Raw genomic sequence first — 16,991 nt, 5'->3', positions numbered from 1 at the left:
GGTATCGACGATGCAAGCTCATGATCTTCTCGAACAGGTCCGCTCCGTCTTCGTGCGCATGACGCGCTACCCCGACGAGGTCGTCGTCGCCGACGCCGACCTGGAGCAGGACCTCGGCATCGACTCGGTGAAGCGCGGCGAGATCCTCGCGACGCTGCGCGCGGATTTCGGCCTCCCGGAGGCGCTCAAGGCGACGCCCGACGAGCTGCGCACGGTGGCCAGCGTCAGCGCCTTCCTGGCGCGCACCATCGCGGCCCGCGCGGACGGCGGCAGGCACGCGAACGGCCACGCGGAGCCCGCCGGGTACGCCAACGGCCACGCGGAGCCCGCCGGGTACGCCAACAACCACGCGCAGCCCGCCGGGTACGCCAACAACCACGCGGAGCCCGCCGGGTACGCCAACGGCCACGCGGAGCCTGCCCGGTATAGCAACGGCCACGCGGAGCCCGCCGGGTACGCCAACGGCCACGCGGAGCCCGCGAGGTACACCAACGGCCACGCGGTCGCCCCGGCGGCGCTCGCCGCGCGGCGCCCGACGCCGGCCCCCGCGGCCGCGCTCGCCGGCAAGACGATCCTCGTCACCGGATCGAGCCGCGGGCTGGGCCGCGCCATCGCGACGAGGCTCGGGCGGGCCGGCGCGCGGGTCGTGGTCAACAGCTTCCACTCGCGGGACGACGGCGAGGCTGTCGCCGACGAGATCCGCGGCGCCGGCGGCGACGCGGTGCACGTCTGGGGCTCGGTCGCCAACCCCGCGCACGTCGACCGGCTCTTCGACGAGATCGCGCGCGACGTGGGCAGGCTGCACCACTTTGTCAGCAACGCGTCGAACGGCCGGTTCGGCCCGCTCGAGCAGACGACCCCCGAGCACTGGGAGCTGGCGTTCCGCACGAACGTCATCGGCTACCACCTGTGCGCCCTCCGCGCGGCGCGCCTGATGGAGCGCCACGGCGGCGGGCGGATCGTCGCGCTGTCGTCGAACGGCTCGTCGCGGTACCTCGAGCACTTCGGCGCCATGGGCGCCGTGAAGGCCGCTGTCGAGTCGCTCACGCGCGCGCTCGCCGTCGAGCTCGCGCCGCGCAACGTGCAGGTCAACTGCGTGTCGGCCGGGCCGATCTACGGCCACGTGACGAGCAACTACCCGGATCACGAGCGGATCCTCCCGTACTGGGAGTCGCGCACGCCGGGCGGCCGGCTCTGCACCGAGGAGGACGTCGCCGACGCCGTCCTGCTCCTCCTGTCGGACGGGGCGCGGATGATCAACGGCGCGACCCTCACTGTCGACGGCGGGGGCTCGCTGTGCATCTGACGGCCGCGACGGCCGGCGCTGGCGTGCGTTCGGCCTGCGTCAACGTGGCTTCATCACGCGTGTGCCTGGGTCAGCTTGCGGAGAAGGAGGAATCATGAGTGCCAATGACTATCGGCAGCCCCCGGGCCCCGGCCCGCTCGCCAGCCTGCGGTACCTGGCGAATTTCAGGACCGGCGACATGCGCCATTACGAGGACCTGTTCGCGCGGTACGGCGACGTCGTGCGCCTTCGGGCGCCCGGCGCCGAGGACTTCGTCATGGCGTTTCACCCGAACGACATCGCGCACGTGCTCCGCACGAACGTCCGGAACTACCCCAAGGGCAAGCGATACCACGAGCTCGCCCACGTGCTCGGCTGGGGCCTCGTGAACAGCGAGGGCGAGCTCTGGCGGCGTCAGCGTCGGCACGTGCAACCGCAGTTCAACCACGCCAACACGCTCAAGTTCGTCCCCATCATCGTGGACCACATGGAGGCGGCGCTGCGGCGCTGGGACGCTCAGCCGGGCGAGTTCGAGCGCGACATCAACGACGACATGATGGACGTGACGTTCGGCATCGCGGGCGAGGCGTTCTTCGGCGCTGCGCTGCAAGAGCACACGGACACCGTCCGTGAGGCGTTCAAGTATGCGCTCTCGATCGCGCTCCAGCGCATGTACTCCCTGGTCAACCCGCCCCTGTCCTGGCCGCTGCCCAGCCACGTGCGCTTTCGCCGGGCCATGGAGCGCGTGCACACGGTGATCGACGGCATCATCGACGGATACCAGCGCGGCGCCGGCGACGCGGACAACGTGCTCGTGCGCCTCATGGGCTCGGTCGACCCCGAGACCGGCGCCACGATGGACCGCGCGCAGCTCCGGGACGAGATCAAGACCATCCTGATGGTCGGGCACGAGACGTCGAGCGTCACCGCCTCCTGGGCGCTGTACCACATCGCGCAGCACCCCGAGGTCCATGCCCGGCTCACCGACGAGATCGACCGTGTGCTCGGCGGCCGGGCCCCGACGGCGAAGGACTTCGAGTCGATGCCTTACCTCGCCATGGTCTTCAACGAGAGCCTCCGCCTCCTGCCGTCGGTGCCGTTCATCCTCCGCAGCCCGCTGGAGGACGACGTCCTCGGCGGCTGCCACGTCGCCGCGGGGTCGACGGTGGCGATCGTCCCGTGGGTCACGCACAGGCACCCGGAGTTCTGGCGCGACCCGCTGCGGTTCGATCCCGAGCGCTTCGCGAACACCCGCCGGAGCGCGGACGACAAGCTCGCGTTCATCCCCTTCGGCGCCGGACAGCGCATCTGCCTGGGCGAGTTCATGGGGCAGCTCGAGGGCAAGATCATGGTGGCGATGGCGCTCCAGCGGTATCAGCTCCGGCTGGTGCCCGGCTTCGACCCCCGCTGCCGCGGCTTCATCTCGCTGCAGCCGGTGAACGGGATGCGCATGATCCTGAAGCGGCGCGAGCCGGTGAGGGCGGCGCGCGCGGCGCCGGCGGCGCGCGGCGAGACCGCGGCCGCGGAGCCCGCGGCCGCGGCGCCCGTCGCGGCCGCCGTGAGGTCCGGCGGCTGCCCGTACAGCGCCCGGCCCTGACCGGGCGCGCCTCGGCCGCAGGACGGGAGTCCTGGTCAGGCCCTCTCGTTCTCCGGGAGGCTTCAGGGCCGCTTGCGCCCCCGGGGCTTCACTTCGCCCGCTCGACCATCGCGCTCCCTCCCTGGCGGCGGACCGGCTCGGCGACCGCTGTCACGGTGCCATCGCCGTGGAAGCGCAGCGCGGTGGCCGCGCCGATCTCGCCTCCCGACGTGTTCTCATCGGAGAAGACGTGTCCCAGGGCGGCGAGCCCTTCGGCCTCCGGCGTGCCCAGGAACGCCGTCTCTGCGTCGCTCGAGCCGTCGCGGGCGTTGCGCTGCGAGATGCGCGGCGCCGCGAGCGCCTTGTCGATCGGCAAGCCCATGTCGAGCTGACCGACGAGGATCTGCAGCACCGTCGTGATGATGGTGGACCCGCCCGGCGAGGCGAGCGCGAGCTCGGGCTTGCCGTCCTTCATCACGAGCGTCGGGCTCATGCTGCTGCGCGGCCGCTTGCCCGGCTCGGCCACGTTCGGGTGCGGCGCGGCCGGGTCGTCCGGGATGTTGAAATCGGTGAGCTCGTTGTTGAGCAGGAAGCCGTGGCCGGGGACGACGATGCCATTGCCGCCCTCGGCCTCGATGGTGCACGTATACGACACGATATTTCCGGCCGCGTCGCTGATCGTGATGTGCGTCGTCTCGTTGTCGTCCGCGTCGTTCGGGCCGGCGCTCCCGCCCCGCGTCCTCTGGCCACGGCCCGGCGAGGGGCTCGGGTCCGTCTGGAACGCGAACGGATCGCCGGGCGCGGCCGCCTCCGTGGGGGCCTTGATCAGGTCGATCAGGTCCCGTCGCGCGTCGGCGTAGTCCTTCGAGAGCAGCCCTGCGACGGGGGCCTCCACGAACTCGGGGTCGCCGAGGAAGGCGCCCCGGTCGGCGAACGCGAGGCGCGAGGCGCCGAGGTACCGGTGCAGCACCTCGACGGGCGTGAGGAGCTCGAGATCGAAGCCCTCGAGCAGGTTGAGCGCCAGCGCGACAGTGATCCCGCCGCTGCTCGGCAGGCCCATGCCGTGGATCGTGGTGTCCCTGTACGTCGTCGAGATCGCCGGGCGGATGCGGACCTCGTAGTCTTGCAGATCGGAGGCCGCGATCACCCCGGGGCGGACGGTGAGCGTGCTCCCGGGCTCGACCGGGGGATTGCGGACCGCCGCGACGATGGCCTCGGCGACCTCGCCCTCGTAGAAGGCCTTCTCTCCTCCCCTGGCGATGAGGCGATACGTCCTCGCGAGGTCCGGGTTCTTGAAGGTGGTGCCGACGGGCCACGGCTCGCCGTCCGGCCCGAGGAAGAGCGCCTTGCTGCTCGTGATCGCCTGGAAGCGCGCCAGGTTCCGGCCTGTCTGCTCGAAGAAGGTCCTGTCGACGTCGAACCCCGTCTCGGCGACCCGGATGGCGCGCTGGAGCACGTCGTCGAGCCCGAGGGTCCCGTACCGGCGGAGCGCCTCGCTCCATCCCCGCACCGTGCCGGGCACGCCGACCGACAGGCCGCTTGTCACGAGCTCCTCGAACTCGATCGGCGCGCCGTTCTCATAGAAGGCGCTCGCGGCGAGCCCCGCCGGCGCCGTCTCGCGGTGATCGATCGCGACAACCTTGTTGTCGGCGGCGAGGTAGACGAGCATGAAGCCTCCGCCGCCGACGCCGCAGGAGAACGGGTCTGTCGCGCCGAGCACGCTCGCCGCGGCGACAGCGGCGTCCACGGCGTTACCGCCCTTCTTCAGGATCTCGATCGCCGCCAGGGTGCCGCGGAGGTCGACTGTCGCCGCCGCGCCGCCGCGCCCGGTGGCGGTCGGCGCGATCTCCGGGAGCGCGGCGAAGAGGTCGCCGTCGTTGCCCTTCCCACCGCCGTCCGGCCCCGCGCCCGCGTCGCCCGGAGCGGGCTCGACCTGGCTCGCCGGGTCGAGCTTCTCGCTCGGGCTGCACGAGGCGCAGAGGACGAGGAGGCCGAGCAGGGGGAGGTGATGGTTGCGTTGGGCCATGGGCAAGGACGGTAGCAGGGCAACCCTGAGCCGGCAGGGAAGCACCCTCTGGCAGCGCATGATTGCTGCCCAGCGCGCAGTCGCTGCCCGCGCGAGACGACTCCGTCCGGGCTTGCCTTACAGGCCTGCGCGCCACGCGCTCACCGCTGAGCCTGCATGCGCTCTGAGGCTCCCAGTCCGACCAGCGCTCCGTGGGGGCGCAGCGTCGCCGCGTCCACAGCCTCAGGGGATCTCGACATCCGCGGAGCCGATCTTCACCGGATCGTTCGGCTCATTCATGTTGTCCCAGCGGCGGTACAGATCGACGCCGACAGTCCCCTTGCTCAGCCCCTTGATCTTCATGCCGATGTCGTAGCGGCAGTCGCATCCGGCGACGGCGCTCGGGTCCATGTCGGCCGGCTGTACGAGCACGTCCACCTTGCCTCCGGCGATCCGGACGAACCCTTCGACCGCCTGTTCACAGCGGAAATGCGCGGCGCCGTAGTCGAGGTGAACGGCCCCGCGCTCCGGCGTCGCCGCGAGCGTCTCCTTCACCGTCTCGTCGTACGCGCTCGCCATGCACTCGCTCTGGGTGAGGCCCTCGATCGCCTCCGCATCCTCCCAACCCTCGGGCAGGTCCGCCCCGCCGCACCCGACCGCGAGGAGCATGCCGAATCCCACCATCATGTTCTGCATCTCGTCCCTCCGGCCAGCGCTCAACGCAACGCGCGTACCAGCGGGTGCAGCAGAGATCTCGCGCTGCGACGGGCCGGCGTGGAGCGACACAGCGGTCGCGGGTGTGCCACGCCGGGCGGTCGCGCCGCCGTCGCCCCGGAGGGAGCCCGCCGCTTCAGTCGCCCTGGAAGCCGCCCGCGCGGTACGTCAGCACCAGCGTGTCGCGATGGCCGCGCTCGCCGGCGGGCTGGATCGGCGTCGTCTCGTGGATCACGCGCTCGTCGTCCAGCAGCAGCAGGCTCCACGGCTCGGTGAGCGTGAATCGCTGGCCCGCGGGCCCGTCGGCCTGGAACACGCGCGTCTCGCCGCCCTTGATGCCCTCGCGTCCGACCAGGAACACCGCCACGAGATCCACGCCGTCGCGGTGCGCGCCTTCCGGCGTGGGGCGGCCGATGCCCCCTTGCGTGTCGATGCGGAACTGGTGCGCCTCGACGAACCAGGGCCGCTCGCCCTTGAGGCCGGAAGCGACCTGCCCGAGCGCGCCCAGCAGGCACGACCAGGCGGGCTGGCCCGCCACCTCTGGCGCTATCGGCTCGAACCACCGGTGCATGCCGCCGTGCAGCGCGTTGTACTCGACGGGCTGCCAGTGCGCGCGGTGCGGCGCCCTTCGCGCCGCGCCGCCCTCGACAACGAAGCACGCATGCCGCCGGCTGCGATAGCGCCCGCCGTCCTTGAGGTAGTGGTCCGGCGGCAGGTCGCTCCAGGAGGGCCGCAGCGCGCGCAGCTCGCGCAGGTCGCAGCCCGTGAGCTCGGCGACGCCCTGCGGGCTGAGCACCGCATAGCCCTGCTGGCGCAGCAGCACGGGCACCTGCGCGGGGTAGGTGAAGGCGGGCGTGAGTTCCATCGCCCGCGAGCTTATCTCGCGGCGGGCGGGCGTGCCCGCGCCGCGCGCTGCCGTGTCAGTCGATGACCTTCACGCCCTTCCAGAACGCGACGCGGTCGCGCACCATCGCGGCTTCGGGCCTGGGGTCGGGGTAGTACCAGACAGCGTCGGGGTTGAGCTCACCGTCCACGAGCAGCGAATAGTAGCTGGCCGTGCCCTTCCACGGGCAGACGGTGTGATGATCGCTGGAGATCACGTGGTCGCGCACGAGCGAGCTCGCGGGGAAGTAGTGGTTGCCTTCCACGAGCACGGTGTCGTCGCTCTCGGCGATGACCTTGTCCTTCCAGACGGCTTTCATCGATCCCTCCTCCGGGTGCCTGCGGCCAGGCACGTTGCGCCTCGCCGCCACGTCGGCCCACGCTGGCCGCGCCCGGAAGCTGGCGCGCTGCGCGAGGCGCCGCAACCCGCGCCCGCGCAAGCGGGCGAGGGGACGTGGCGTGGCGTCCCTGAGGAATCCCCTCGAATTCTGTCGCTCGTCACGCGGGGCGAGGCGCGCATCACCGCCTACCAGCTCGGCCCGGACGAGCCCGGGCCGCCGCCCCCGAGATCGCTCGTCAGGCACCTCGCCCTCGCGAGCATCCCGCCGTCCTGGATCGTGAACGACCCGGAGGGCCGGCGGCTCGCGCTCGACCGCCTCTCTAGCCAGCGCTCCCCGCCACCCTGTCGCGTCGCCCGACCTCCTCCGGCCTGCGTTCCCCGCCACGCGCGACGCCGGGCCGAAACGGACACGAGATGGCCAGGCCACGATCCGCCTGCGCCGCGAAAAATAACCTGGCGCGTATCAAGGTGTTTTCCTGCGTGACCTCCGCGCGACCGGCATGCTCGCGCGCCGGTCTGCGCTACGCTCGTCGGCGGCCCGGAGCCTCTATGCGAGCACTCGATGCGCAGCCCATCCTTGCACGGTCCATCTTCGAGGGCGCCGCGCCCCGCCTCGATCAGGGGGTCGAGCGGCTCCAGCGCCTGCAGGCGATCACCGCGGCGCTCGCGGGGGCCCGCACCCTGGCCGAGATCGCGGGCACCATCATCGATCAGGGGATGCCGGCGCTCGACGCCGAGGTGGGCGTCGTCGCGCTGCTGTCGACCGACGGCGCCACGCTCCGCAACCTCGGCTTCAAGGGGGTCCCCATCGAGACCGAGGTGGACTGGGTCGAGGTTCCGGTCGATTCCCCCTTGCCCGTCGCCGAGGCGGCGCGCCTCGGCGCGCCCGTCATCGTGCCGACGCGCGAGGAGCGCAACGCGCGCTATCCGGTCCTCGCCAGCGTCCACGGCGTGGAGCACGGGGGCGCCGTCGTCGCGTTCCCGCTCGTCGTCGAGGCCCGGATCGTCGGCTCGCTCGGCTTCTGCTTCCCTGCGTCGCGCGCGTTCGACGCGGACGACCACGCGTTCGTCCTCTCCATCGCCCAGCAATGCGCGCTCGCGATCGAGCGGGTGCGCTGGCACGAGGTCGCGGAGCAGGAGATCGCGCACCGCCGGGCGTCCGAGGAGGCGCTGCGCGCCCGCGAGCGGGAGCTCACAGCGCTCGTCGCCGAGCTCAAGCAGACCCAGGACGCCCTGCGGGAGGCCGATCGGCGCAAGGACGAGTTCCTGGCGATGCTCGCCCACGAGCTGCGCAACCCGCTCGCGCCCCTGCTCAACGCCGTGGAGCTGCTCAAGATCGCGGGCCCGGCCACGCCGGTGATCGATCGCGCGCGCGCCATCATGGATCGCCAGATCGGGCACATGACCCGGATGGTCGACGATCTGCTCGACATCTCGCGCATCTCCCGGGGCAAGATCGCGCTCTCCGCCGATCGCCTCGACCTCGTCGAGCTCGCCCGCGCCGCCGCGCTCGATTATCGACCGTTGCTCGACGCGCGCGGCGTGCGCTTCGAGCTCGCGCTGCCGGCCGCGCCGGTATGGATCCGCGCGGACGCGACGCGGCTCACCCAGGCGATCGGGAACCTGCTCCAGAACGCCAACAAGTTCACCGACGACCGCGGCTCGGTCCGGCTCTCGGTGGTGCCCGATCGCGGCCGCGGCGTCGTCGCCGTCGAGGTCGCGGACACCGGCATCGGCATCGATCCGGCGATCCTGGAGCGCATCTTCGAGCCGTTCACGCAGGCCGACAGGAGCCTCGCCCGCAGCCGCGGCGGCCTGGGCCTCGGGCTCGCGCTGGTCAAGGGGGTGGTCGAGCTCCACGGCGGCGGCGTGCGCGCGGCGAGCGCCGGCGTCGGGCGCGGCGCGCAGATCGCGATCACGCTGCCGCTCGCCGACGTCGCCGCCCCGCGCGCCGCGGAGGCGCTGCGCCCCGCGGTCGCGGCGGCGAGCGCGAGCCGCGCGCGGCGCATCCTGATCATCGAGGACAACCATGACGCGGCCGACAGCCTGCGCATGCTGCTCGAGCGCCGCGGCCACGCCGTGTCCGTGGCGCACAGCGGCGCGGACGGCGTCGCCGCCGCGCGCGACGCGCCGCCCGACGTGATCCTCTGCGACATCGGCCTTCCGGGGGACATGAATGGCTATGGTGTGGCCCGGGCGCTGCGCAGCGAGAGCGCCACGAGGGCGACGTTGATGGTCGCGCTCACCGGCTATGGCCAGGACGACGACCGGCGGCTCGCCCACGCCGCCGGGTTCGACGCGCACCTCACGAAGCCGGTGACCCAGGCGATGCTGGAGCGGCTCCTCGCCGAGCTCGCGTCGCCATCCGAGGCGGCGCCGGGCGCGCGCGAGTGAACCGCATCGCCGTGAGCGCGCGACGGTAGGATGCGGCCGATGACGGTGCGCCTGCTGATTGTCTCGCTCCTGCTCCTCGCGGCGTGCGCCCCCGAGTTGCGGCTCGGCGAGCTCCCCGGCTCCGGCGCCGGCGGAAGCAGCAGCGCGGAGGGCGGCGGCGGCGGGGCCGGTCCGCGCACAGCCGGCGCGTCGGACAGCGGCGCAGGCGGCGGGACCTCCGTCTCCGGCGCGGGATCCGGCGGGGGCGGGGAGGGCGGCGCGGGGGTCGGCGGGGGCGGGGAGGGCGGCGCGGGGGCCGGCGGCGCCGGCGGCAGCGACTGCACGCGCGACGCGTCGTGCCTCACCGACGACGGCCTCGTCGCGCGGTATTTCCTCGACGAGGCGAAGGCCGGGAGCGCGCCCACGCAGGTCGAGGACGCCGCGGAGGCGCCGATGCCGCTCGCGCTGACGTACGGGCCGGAGATGAGCTTCGCGGACGACGGCGCTGCGCACAGCGGGCTCTCCTGGACGGCGGTCGCGGCCGACAGCCGGGCCTCCGCCGCGATCGACGGCACGAAGATCCACGCCGCGCTGCACGGGTCGACGACGGGCACGATCGAGGCCGTGCTCCGCATCGCCGAGGTGGTCCTCGACGGCTCGCGCATCGTCCATATCGGCAGCGGCACGGAGTCCGGTCGCTTCACGCTCCGCTCCGAGCATCCGGGCCAGATCGAGCTCTGGTGGAACGGCACGAACTGCGGCGGCGCGTGGGACGCAGCGCTCCCGGAGCGCGCGGTGGTGCACGGCGTGCTCGATACGACCGTCCAGGAGCCCGCGGCGGATCGGGTCCGGCTCTACGTCAACGGTGCCCTGGCCCCGCGGAGCGACCCGATCGTCGGCTATTGCGCGATGCACAAGCGCGTGCCCCCGCTGGACGCGGCGCTCGATCTCGCCGAGGGGCGGCACCTCGTCCTCGGCAACCGCGAGCTCGGCGGCCGGTCGTATTCGGGCGCGATGTACTACGCGGCGCTCTACGCAAAGGCGCTCACCGCCGCGGAGATCGAGCAGAACGCGGCCGCGCTGCTGGTCAGCGACGACAGCGCCGGGCGGTGAGCGGCGCGCGGCCTCGCCCGATCGCCAGGCGCGGCCGCGCCCGCCCACGCCGCCGCGCGCGAGAGGCCAGCCGCTCGCCTCGCGCCGGCGGCGGGCCGCGCCCGCTCACGCCGATCACTCGGGCGAGAGCGCCATCCGCGCCGGCTCGGCCGGCCGCGCGCGGTTCCACGCGGACGCGACAGCGGCGAGCGACGCCATGACGCCGCTCGGGTGCGTCCCCGCCCCGAAGCAGCGCTTGCGCCCGATCGAGAGGGCCACGTACGCCGCGGACTCGGCGCCTGCGCCCCGCGCGATCGCGTGCTCCGCGTGCTCCTCCACCGCGATCGCGATCCCCGCGTGGCGCGCGAGCGCGCTCGCGAACGCCTCGACGGGGCTCTGGCCTGCGGCGCTCAGCGCGTGGGGTACGCCGCGTATCTGCACGTGGAACTCGTGTCGTTCGCCCGCGCCCTGGCCGCTCCTCCGGTGCTCGGTGACGCGCAGCGGCCCGCCGCGGTTCACGTACTCGCGCTCGAAGATCGCGAGGATCTCGGCCTTCTGCACCTCGCCCTCGGTCCGCTCCGCCCGGCGCTGCACGGCCTGGCTCAGCTCGACCGCGAGCCCCTTCGGCACCGCGTAGCCGTGATCGTGCTCGAGCACGTAGGCCACGCCGCTCTTGCCCGACTGGCTGTTCACGCGGATCACCGCCTCGTAGCTGCGCCCGACGTCCTGCGGATCGATGGGCAGGTACGGCACCTCCCACAGCGCGCTCCCGCCCTCGCGCAGCGCCTTGAAGCCCTTCTTGATCGCGTCCTGGTGCGAGCCCGAGAAGGCGGTGTACACGAGCTCGCCGACGTAGGGGTGGCGCGGGTGGACCGGCAGGCGATTGCAGTGCTCCGCCGTCTCCTTGATCGCCTGGACGTCGTGGATCTCGAGCTCCGGATCCACGCCCTGGGAGAGCAGGTTGAGCGCCAGCGTGACGACATCGACGTTCCCCGTGCGCTCGCCGTTCCCGAACAGCGTGCCCTCGACGCGGTCGGCGCCGGCCATCACGGCGAGCTCGGCCGCCGCGACCGCCGTGCCGCGGTCGTTGTGCGGGTGGACGCTCAGCACGACGCTGTCGCGCTGCTTCAGGTTCCTGTCCATCCACTCGATCTGATCTGCGTAGATGTTGGGCGTGGACATCTCGACGGTGGCCGGCAGGTTCAGGATGATCTTGCGCGACGGGCTGGGCTGCCACACGTCCATCACCGCCTCGCAGATCTCCTTCGCGAAATCGAGCTCTGTCCCCGTGAAGCTCTCGGGCGAGTACTCGAGCACGACCTCGGTCTCCGGCGTGCGCGCCGCGAGCTCCTTCACGAGCCTCGCCCCGCGCACGGCGATATCGACGATGCCCGCGCGATCCAGGCCGAACACGACGCGTCGCTGGAGCGTCGAGGTGGAGTTGTAGAGGTGCACGACCGCGCGGCGCGCCCCGCGGATCGCCTCGAACGTGCGCTCGATCAGCTCGGCGCGCGCCTGGGTGAGCACCTGGATGGTCACGTCGTCCGGGATGAGCCCCTCGTCGATGATCCGGCGCACGAAGTCGAAGTCGGGCTGCGACGCGCTGGGGAAGCCCACCTCGATCTCCTTGAACCCCATGCGCAGGAGCTCGTTCCACATGCGGAGCTTGCGCTCGGGCCCCATGGGCTCGACGAGGGCCTGGTTGCCGTCGCGCAGGTCCACGCTGCACCAGCGCGGCGCCCTCTCGATCACGCGGCCGGGCCAGCGCCGATCGGGCAGGTGGATGGGCTGAAAAGGCTTGTACTTGTGGACAGGCATCGTGGACATGACGGGACTCCCAGAAAGCTGAGGATGGGAGCCGTCGCGACGACGACGCGAGAACCCCCACCGGGCCAAGCAACGGGCGGGGGCCGAGCTGCGAAGATGGACGTCGTCAGCAGCGCGCGGACAGCCCCCGAGGCCGTAGGCCTAGGCAGGGGCGAAGCGAGGGCGCGCGGTGGATCGACATCGGGGTGCAATCTAGCGAACGTCCTCTGGCTTGTCCAGCGGCGCGTCGCGGGCGACGGTGGCCGGCCATGTTGCCCCTGCGGGCGCGCGTCTGACATCGGGTCTACCGCATGCGGCGATGTCGGGGAAAAACGCGCCGGCGCCCGGCGCATCGCGCCTCGAGGTGACGGCGATCGAACTACGATCGCTCGCTGGGCACTCCCGGCGCGAGGTGAAGAGCATGCGAGGACGCGAGCGCGAACGAGCTGACGTGGGGAATCGACTGTCGCTGCGACGCGGGCCGCTCGCCGTCGCGATCGGGATCATCGTCTCCCTCGCCGGCGCCGGGCAGGCGCGCGCGGACGACGCCCCGCCGCCCGCGCCGCCGCCCATGCAGCAGCAACCCCTGCCTGCGCCGCAAGCTCCTCCGCCGCCGGGCTTCCACGCCGCGCCCGGCGTCGCGCCCGCGGGCCCGAAGGTGCTCCCCTGGAGGGAGGGTGAGCCGGTGCCGCCCGGCTATCATCCGGAGACGCGCGTCAGGAAGGGGCTCGTGATCAGCGGCGCGATCGTCTTCGGGACCGTCTACCTGTTCACGGCGATCGGCGGCGCTGACGCCGTGTACCGCGGCTCGTCGGGCTACGCGGCGCTGTTCGTGCCGGTCGCGGGCCCGTTCCTCACCCTGGCCACGACCCGGCAGGACGACCTCGAGACGATGGCGCTCGTCCTCGACGGGCTCGTCCAGATCACGGGCGCCGCCTTGCTCCTGCCCGGCCTCCTCGTGCCGAAGACGGTGCTTGTCCGCGACGACGTCGGCAAGGCCTTCGTGGTCCCGGTGCCCATGTCGTTCGGCCCGAGCAGCGCCGGCCTCGGCCTCGTCGGCCGCTTCTGATCGTCGATCGACCCGTGCGGGAGGCCGGGAGGTATCCCCGACGGGTCGCCGACCCGTGCGGGAGGCCGGGAGGTATCCCCGACGGGTCGCCGACCCGCCCGGCAGGCCGGGAGGTATCCCCGACGGGTCGCCGACCCGCCCCGGCATGCCCCAGGGCTTCCGGGAACGGGTCGGCGTGGCGTTTGCGCAGGCCGATCGGGCTCCTTCCAGGGGTCGCTCACCCGCCGGACGGGCCAGGGGGCATCCCGAACCGCGACGTCGACGTGTCCTGCGACCCTCCGGGCCTCTACCCGCCGCTCGGGCGCTCGTAGGCGCCGATGTCCGGCGCCGAGCCCTGGGGCCGCGCGACCGGGCGGAAGCAGCCCTCGACGCCGCCCACGCTGGCGATGTACGCGTAGTCGGGCGCGTACTGCCACCACGCGACCGGCTGCCCGGACTGCTGCTTCAGGCACCTCGGATCGAACCCGATGTCGTCCGTGGGGGCCGAGGTGCTCGTGCCGGCGTCGACGAGCTGCGTCGCGCCGTCGGCCACGTGGAAGTCGAGCAGGCCCGACGCGCTGGCGAAGAAGGGCGCCGCGGCCCCGTCGTTCAGGAGCAGGTTGTTCGACTGCGTGACGCCCGTCGCGCCGAAGGTCGATGCCGTTGCCGGAGCAGGTGTTGTTCGTGATCACGGCGTTCGGGCTCCTCGTCAGGCGAATGCACGACCCGCCGTTGCGGAAGCCGATGTTGTTCTCGAGCGTGGCGCCCGTGCTGTTCTCGTCCAGGATGAACCCGCTGCGCGGAGCGGATAAGTTCGTTCTGTGGGTGTAAGGCGACGCGGTGAAGACACTTATGGTTCGGAACTGGCGTGTCCGTCAAGACGATTGTGCGTCGCGCGCCGGCCTGCCCCTCATGAAGGTGCGATAAGCTGAGATGCGCAGTGAGGGCGGTGGCCCGGTTTGATCATCGAAACAGCCCTGGATGAGACAGGATCCACCCTTTGTTCGCCCGGGAGCAGACATGAGCAGCACGGGATCCACCCAATCCCGGAGCGGTCCCGGTCAATGCAAGATCCACCCATGTCCGGGAATGCTGCTGGGTAGTGCAGGATCCACCTCTCTCCGGTGACGGTCCTGGCCGGTCGAGGGGCCGCCCGGTTCTCCTGGACGCGCAGCATCTCTCCGGGCTCATGTGGGACAGGTTCGGACATGGCCATCGGTGGAGCACGCGCGTGTTTCTCGAGAGCCACAAACGCGCACGCAAGCTGTGATCAGGCGCGTGGCTGGCGGGCATTCATTCCATCACAGGTGGGCCGGCTCGGCTGTGGGGCGGCTTCAACCAGCACCGCGTCGATGCGTTCGTGAACATCGTGCGCGACCCGCGCATCACCCGGGAGGACGCCGGCGCCGTGATCACGAGCCGGATCGGCTTGGCCAGCACGGACCGCCGCCTGAACACGGGCAGCGCCTGCATCGGCTGCCACGCGGCATGAACCTCGGCACGGACAAGAACGTGTACCTGGAGCCGACGATCTGGACCATCGAGTGGGCGCAGAAGTTCTACAGGTACGCGCCGACCCGCTCGAACTGAGGTGAGCCTCACGCGCCTGCGCGCCGCCTGCACCCGGCGCCGCGCAGGCGCGCTGCGTGTCGCTCCGTCAGGGACACGAGAAGATGAAATTGAGGGAGCCTTGCCAGGCCATCGAACACCTCATTCGACAAGGGCCGCGCCGCGCTTGACAGGTCCCCCGCGACACGATGACTTCAGAGGATGAGGTCGCCCCACATCCACCCGCTTGTTGCGCTGCTGCCCTCAGCCCTGCTCGCCGCCGGCTGCTCCGCCACGTCGGACCTGCAGAACGGGCCTCAAGGGAAGCCGTCCACGTCTTCCGACGCGGGCGGCGTGGGGGGGGCGCCGGGGCCGGGCAGCTCGGGGGCCGGAGGCCCGGAGCTCGGCAGCGACAGCAGCGGCAGCGGCGGCGTGACGCCGAGCGGCTGCTCCGCGGACATGAGAGACACCGTGGACGCCGAGGGGAACGTCCTCGAGGCGTGCCCGCCCGAGCTGGGGTGTTACCAGGGGAGGTGCATCCCCGCGTGCGAGGCCGCGGCGAAGGCGGGCGGCTCCATCGGCTGCGATTACCTCGCGCCGTCGCCGCCGTTCTTCGAGAACGAGCGCACCCGCTCCCGTTACAGCGGCGCGTGCCACGCGGTCTTCCTCTCGAACACCTGGGCTCGCCACGCCAGGATCCGCGTCGAGCGCGCCGGCGAGGCGCTCGACCCGGCCAGGTTCGCGTACCTCCCGAGCGGCATCGGCCCGAGCACGACGTACACGCCGCTGCCCGCGGAGGGGATCCCGCCCGGGGAGGTGGCTGTGCTGTTCCTCTCGCACCTGCCGGGGACGTCGACCTCGTACGGTACCCTCGAGTGTCCGCGGCGCCCCGCCGTGCTCGATGACGTGGCGGTCCACAAGAGCGGCGTGGGCACCGCGTTCCAGGTCGCGTCGGATACGCCCGTGTCCGCGTACGACATCATGCCGTACGGCGGGGCGATCAGCTTCCTCCCGAGCGCGTCGCTCCTCCTGCCGCGCAGCACGTGGGGCACCAACTACTACGCCCTGGCGCCGCACGCGCTGGGCACCGGCGTGCTGTGGATGATGCTGGTCGCCGCCGAGGACGACACGACGGTGGAGCTCGTGCCCCGCGCGTCCCTGCCCGAGGGCGGCGGGGTGCCGGCCGCGCCGGCCAACGTCGCCACGCAGGTGACGCTCGGCGCCGGCGAGGTCGTGCAGTGGGTGGGCGCGGACCCGAGCGGCGCCGTGCTGCAGTCGAGCAAGCCGATCGGGGTGTGGACCGGCAACACGTACCTGCAGGTGCCGTCCGACACGTCGCCGAGCGGGGGCGGGCAGGACGCCGCCCACCAGCAGATCGCGCCGATCCGGGCCCTCGGCAGCGAGTACATCGGCGCCGGGGTGGTGTCGCGCCTGCACGATCTGCAGCCCGAGAGCGTCGTCTACCGCCTGCTCGGCGTGGCCGACGGCACGACGCTCGCCTGGGATCCGGCGCCGCCCGCGGACGCGCCGACGACCCTGGACGCGGGGGAGGTCAGCGAGTTCGAGACGACATCGCTGTTCTCGGTGCGCTCGCAGGACGGCGAGCACCCGTTCATGCTCACGCACTACATGCCGGGCGCTCCGTCCTCGACGCGGCCGGGCTGCGTGGACGAGATCCCGCTCCCCGGGCAGTCGTGCGCGCTCGGGGACGAGGAGTGGGTCATCCAGCTCCCGCCCGCGCAGTTCCTGAAGCGCTATGCGTTCTTCACCGATCCGACCTACGGCACGACCAACCTGGTGATCACCCGGGTGAAGGGGCCGAGCGGCTTCTCGGAGGTGGACCTGAGCTGCCTCGGCGAGGTGACCGGGTGGCAGCCGGTCGGGACCGGCGGGCAGTTCGAGGTGGCGCACGTCGATCTGAGCCGCGGGTTCGTCGGCGCGACCCCGGCGTGCGAGACGAGCCAGCACGAGGCGAGCAGCGCGGGGGCGTTCGGGGTCACTGTCTGGGGGACGGACTTCTTCGCCTCGTACGGGTATCCGGCGGGCGGGAACGTGGAGAGCATCAACGACGTGGTGGCGCCGCCGATACCGCACTAGGTCCGCGCGTCAGGGATCCTGCCAAAAAACCGATCGATGAGGGGCGGTCGCCGGATGCCGGCGCCCGTGGCGGTCAATCACCTCGTCCAGCAGCAGCGCGCGGCCATCGCCCAGCGACGGCGAGAAGCCGCCGAGCTGGTGGCCGGCGCAGGCCTGTGCGATCGGCGTGGCGCCGGCCGGCACCTCGTTGCCGGCGAACACCGCGGCCCCGCGTGCCCGGCGGGC

The 16,991-nt window shown here is 72.3% G+C and carries 13 protein-coding genes and 2 pseudogenes; 7 read left to right on the top strand and 8 right to left on the bottom strand.

Annotated features, from left to right (window positions below):
• Positions 1 to 10: 10 nt before the first annotated feature.
• Both WMF42_RS24775 and WMF42_RS24770 read left to right on the top strand, forming a co-directional pair.
• The gene (locus WMF42_RS24775; RefSeq protein ID WP_437685133.1) at positions 11 to 1,306 is read left to right on the top strand and encodes an SDR family oxidoreductase; all 1,296 of its coding nucleotides are present in this window, start codon (positions 11 to 13) and stop codon (positions 1,304 to 1,306) included.
• Positions 1,307 to 1,400: 94 nt separating this feature from the next.
• Positions 1,401 to 2,882: a cytochrome P450 gene (locus tag WMF42_RS24770; RefSeq protein ID WP_437685131.1), complete on the top strand. Its 1,482-nt coding sequence runs from the start codon at positions 1,401 to 1,403 to the stop codon at positions 2,880 to 2,882.
• A gap of 88 nt (positions 2,883 to 2,970) precedes the next feature.
• On the opposite strand, the gene ggt is transcribed toward WMF42_RS24770, so the two are convergent.
• The 4 genes from ggt to WMF42_RS24750 all read right to left on the bottom strand — a co-directional run bounded on the left by ggt (position 2,971) and on the right by WMF42_RS24750 (position 6,782).
• Positions 2,971 to 4,887: a gamma-glutamyltransferase gene (gene ggt, locus WMF42_RS24765; RefSeq protein WP_437685129.1), complete on the bottom strand. Its 1,917-nt coding sequence runs from the start codon at positions 4,885 to 4,887 to the stop codon at positions 2,971 to 2,973.
• 222 nt (positions 4,888 to 5,109) lie between these two features.
• The gene (locus tag WMF42_RS24760; protein WP_437685128.1) at positions 5,110 to 5,553 is read right to left on the bottom strand and encodes a hypothetical protein; all 444 of its coding nucleotides are present in this window, start codon (positions 5,551 to 5,553) and stop codon (positions 5,110 to 5,112) included.
• Positions 5,554 to 5,716: 163 nt separating this feature from the next.
• Positions 5,717 to 6,445, bottom strand: a complete 729-nt coding sequence (locus WMF42_RS24755; protein ID WP_061605820.1) for a 2OG-Fe dioxygenase family protein — start codon at positions 6,443 to 6,445, stop codon at positions 5,717 to 5,719.
• 55 nt (positions 6,446 to 6,500) lie between these two features.
• Positions 6,501 to 6,782: a DUF427 domain-containing protein gene (locus WMF42_RS24750; protein WP_061605822.1), complete on the bottom strand. Its 282-nt coding sequence runs from the start codon at positions 6,780 to 6,782 to the stop codon at positions 6,501 to 6,503.
• Between the two features lie 569 nt (positions 6,783 to 7,351).
• Here WMF42_RS24750 and WMF42_RS24745 point away from each other — a divergent pair.
• Positions 7,352 to 9,196: an ATP-binding protein gene (locus WMF42_RS24745; protein ID WP_437685125.1), complete on the top strand. Its 1,845-nt coding sequence runs from the start codon at positions 7,352 to 7,354 to the stop codon at positions 9,194 to 9,196.
• Between the two features lie 39 nt (positions 9,197 to 9,235).
• Complete coding sequence (locus WMF42_RS24740) at positions 9,236 to 10,288, top strand: LamG-like jellyroll fold domain-containing protein (RefSeq protein ID WP_437685123.1); 1,053 nt, start codon at positions 9,236 to 9,238, stop codon at positions 10,286 to 10,288.
• Positions 10,289 to 10,402: 114 nt separating this feature from the next.
• Here the strand turns inward: WMF42_RS24740 and leuA are convergent, their stop codons facing one another.
• A complete protein-coding gene (gene leuA / locus WMF42_RS24735; protein WP_061611370.1) occupies positions 10,403 to 12,094 on the bottom strand; it encodes a 2-isopropylmalate synthase in 1,692 nt (563 codons plus the stop codon).
• Between the two features lie 430 nt (positions 12,095 to 12,524).
• Between leuA and WMF42_RS24730 the strand changes: the two genes are divergently transcribed.
• Complete coding sequence (locus WMF42_RS24730) at positions 12,525 to 13,142, top strand: hypothetical protein (protein WP_437685120.1); 618 nt, start codon at positions 12,525 to 12,527, stop codon at positions 13,140 to 13,142.
• Positions 13,143 to 13,428: 286 nt separating this feature from the next.
• On the opposite strand, the gene WMF42_RS24725 is transcribed toward WMF42_RS24730, so the two are convergent.
• Both WMF42_RS24725 and WMF42_RS24720 read right to left on the bottom strand, forming a co-directional pair.
• Entirely contained in the window at positions 13,429 to 13,674 is a 246-nt protein-coding gene (locus WMF42_RS24725) for a hypothetical protein (RefSeq protein ID WP_061611368.1), read from the bottom strand.
• 118 nt (positions 13,675 to 13,792) lie between these two features.
• A pseudogene (locus WMF42_RS24720) lies at positions 13,793 to 13,906 on the bottom strand (hypothetical protein); the annotation flags it as partial.
• Positions 13,907 to 14,481: 575 nt separating this feature from the next.
• Here WMF42_RS24720 and WMF42_RS24715 point away from each other — a divergent pair.
• Both WMF42_RS24715 and WMF42_RS24710 read left to right on the top strand, forming a co-directional pair.
• Positions 14,482 to 14,613 (top strand): hypothetical protein, encoded by a 132-nt coding sequence (locus tag WMF42_RS24715; protein WP_437685118.1) that lies wholly within the window; start codon positions 14,482 to 14,484, stop codon positions 14,611 to 14,613.
• Positions 14,614 to 14,891: 278 nt separating this feature from the next.
• Positions 14,892 to 16,766, top strand: coding sequence for an IgGFc-binding protein (locus tag WMF42_RS24710; protein ID WP_437685116.1), 1,875 nt, complete (start codon positions 14,892 to 14,894; stop codon positions 16,764 to 16,766).
• Between the two features lie 54 nt (positions 16,767 to 16,820).
• Here WMF42_RS24710 and WMF42_RS24705 read toward each other — a convergent pair.
• Positions 16,821 to 16,985, bottom strand: a pseudogene (locus WMF42_RS24705) (protein adenylyltransferase SelO family protein); the annotation flags it as partial.
• Positions 16,986 to 16,991: the final 6 nt, after the last annotated feature.

It is taken from the genome of Sorangium sp. So ce176 (assembly GCF_051519835.1).
In the GTDB taxonomy this organism is placed as follows: domain Bacteria; phylum Myxococcota_A; class Polyangia; order Polyangiales; family Polyangiaceae; genus Sorangium; species Sorangium cellulosum_G.
This window is presented reverse-complemented; position numbering and strand designations above follow the sequence as displayed.

Bases quoted from the DNA above. Each gene is read 5' to 3' on its own strand.
- WMF42_RS24745 (WP_437685125.1), top strand. From the start codon at position 7,352: ATGCGAGCACTCGATGCGCAGCCCATCCTTGCACGGTCCATCTTCGAG.
- WMF42_RS24740 (WP_437685123.1), top strand. From the start codon at position 9,236: ATGACGGTGCGCCTGCTGATTGTCTCGCTCCTGCTCCTCGCGGCGTGC.
- WMF42_RS24710 (WP_437685116.1), top strand. From the start codon at position 14,892: ATGAGGTCGCCCCACATCCACCCGCTTGTTGCGCTGCTGCCCTCAGCC.
- leuA (WP_061611370.1), bottom strand. From the start codon at position 12,094: ATGTCCACGATGCCTGTCCACAAGTACAAGCCTTTTCAGCCCATCCAC.
- WMF42_RS24775 (WP_437685133.1), top strand. From the start codon at position 11: ATGCAAGCTCATGATCTTCTCGAACAGGTCCGCTCCGTCTTCGTGCGC.
- WMF42_RS24760 (WP_437685128.1), bottom strand. From the start codon at position 5,553: ATGATGGTGGGATTCGGCATGCTCCTCGCGGTCGGGTGCGGCGGGGCG.
- WMF42_RS24770 (WP_437685131.1), top strand. From the start codon at position 1,401: ATGAGTGCCAATGACTATCGGCAGCCCCCGGGCCCCGGCCCGCTCGCC.
- ggt (WP_437685129.1), bottom strand. From the start codon at position 4,887: ATGGCCCAACGCAACCATCACCTCCCCCTGCTCGGCCTCCTCGTCCTC.
- WMF42_RS24750 (WP_061605822.1), bottom strand. From the start codon at position 6,782: ATGAAAGCCGTCTGGAAGGACAAGGTCATCGCCGAGAGCGACGACACC.
- WMF42_RS24755 (WP_061605820.1), bottom strand. From the start codon at position 6,445: ATGGAACTCACGCCCGCCTTCACCTACCCCGCGCAGGTGCCCGTGCTG.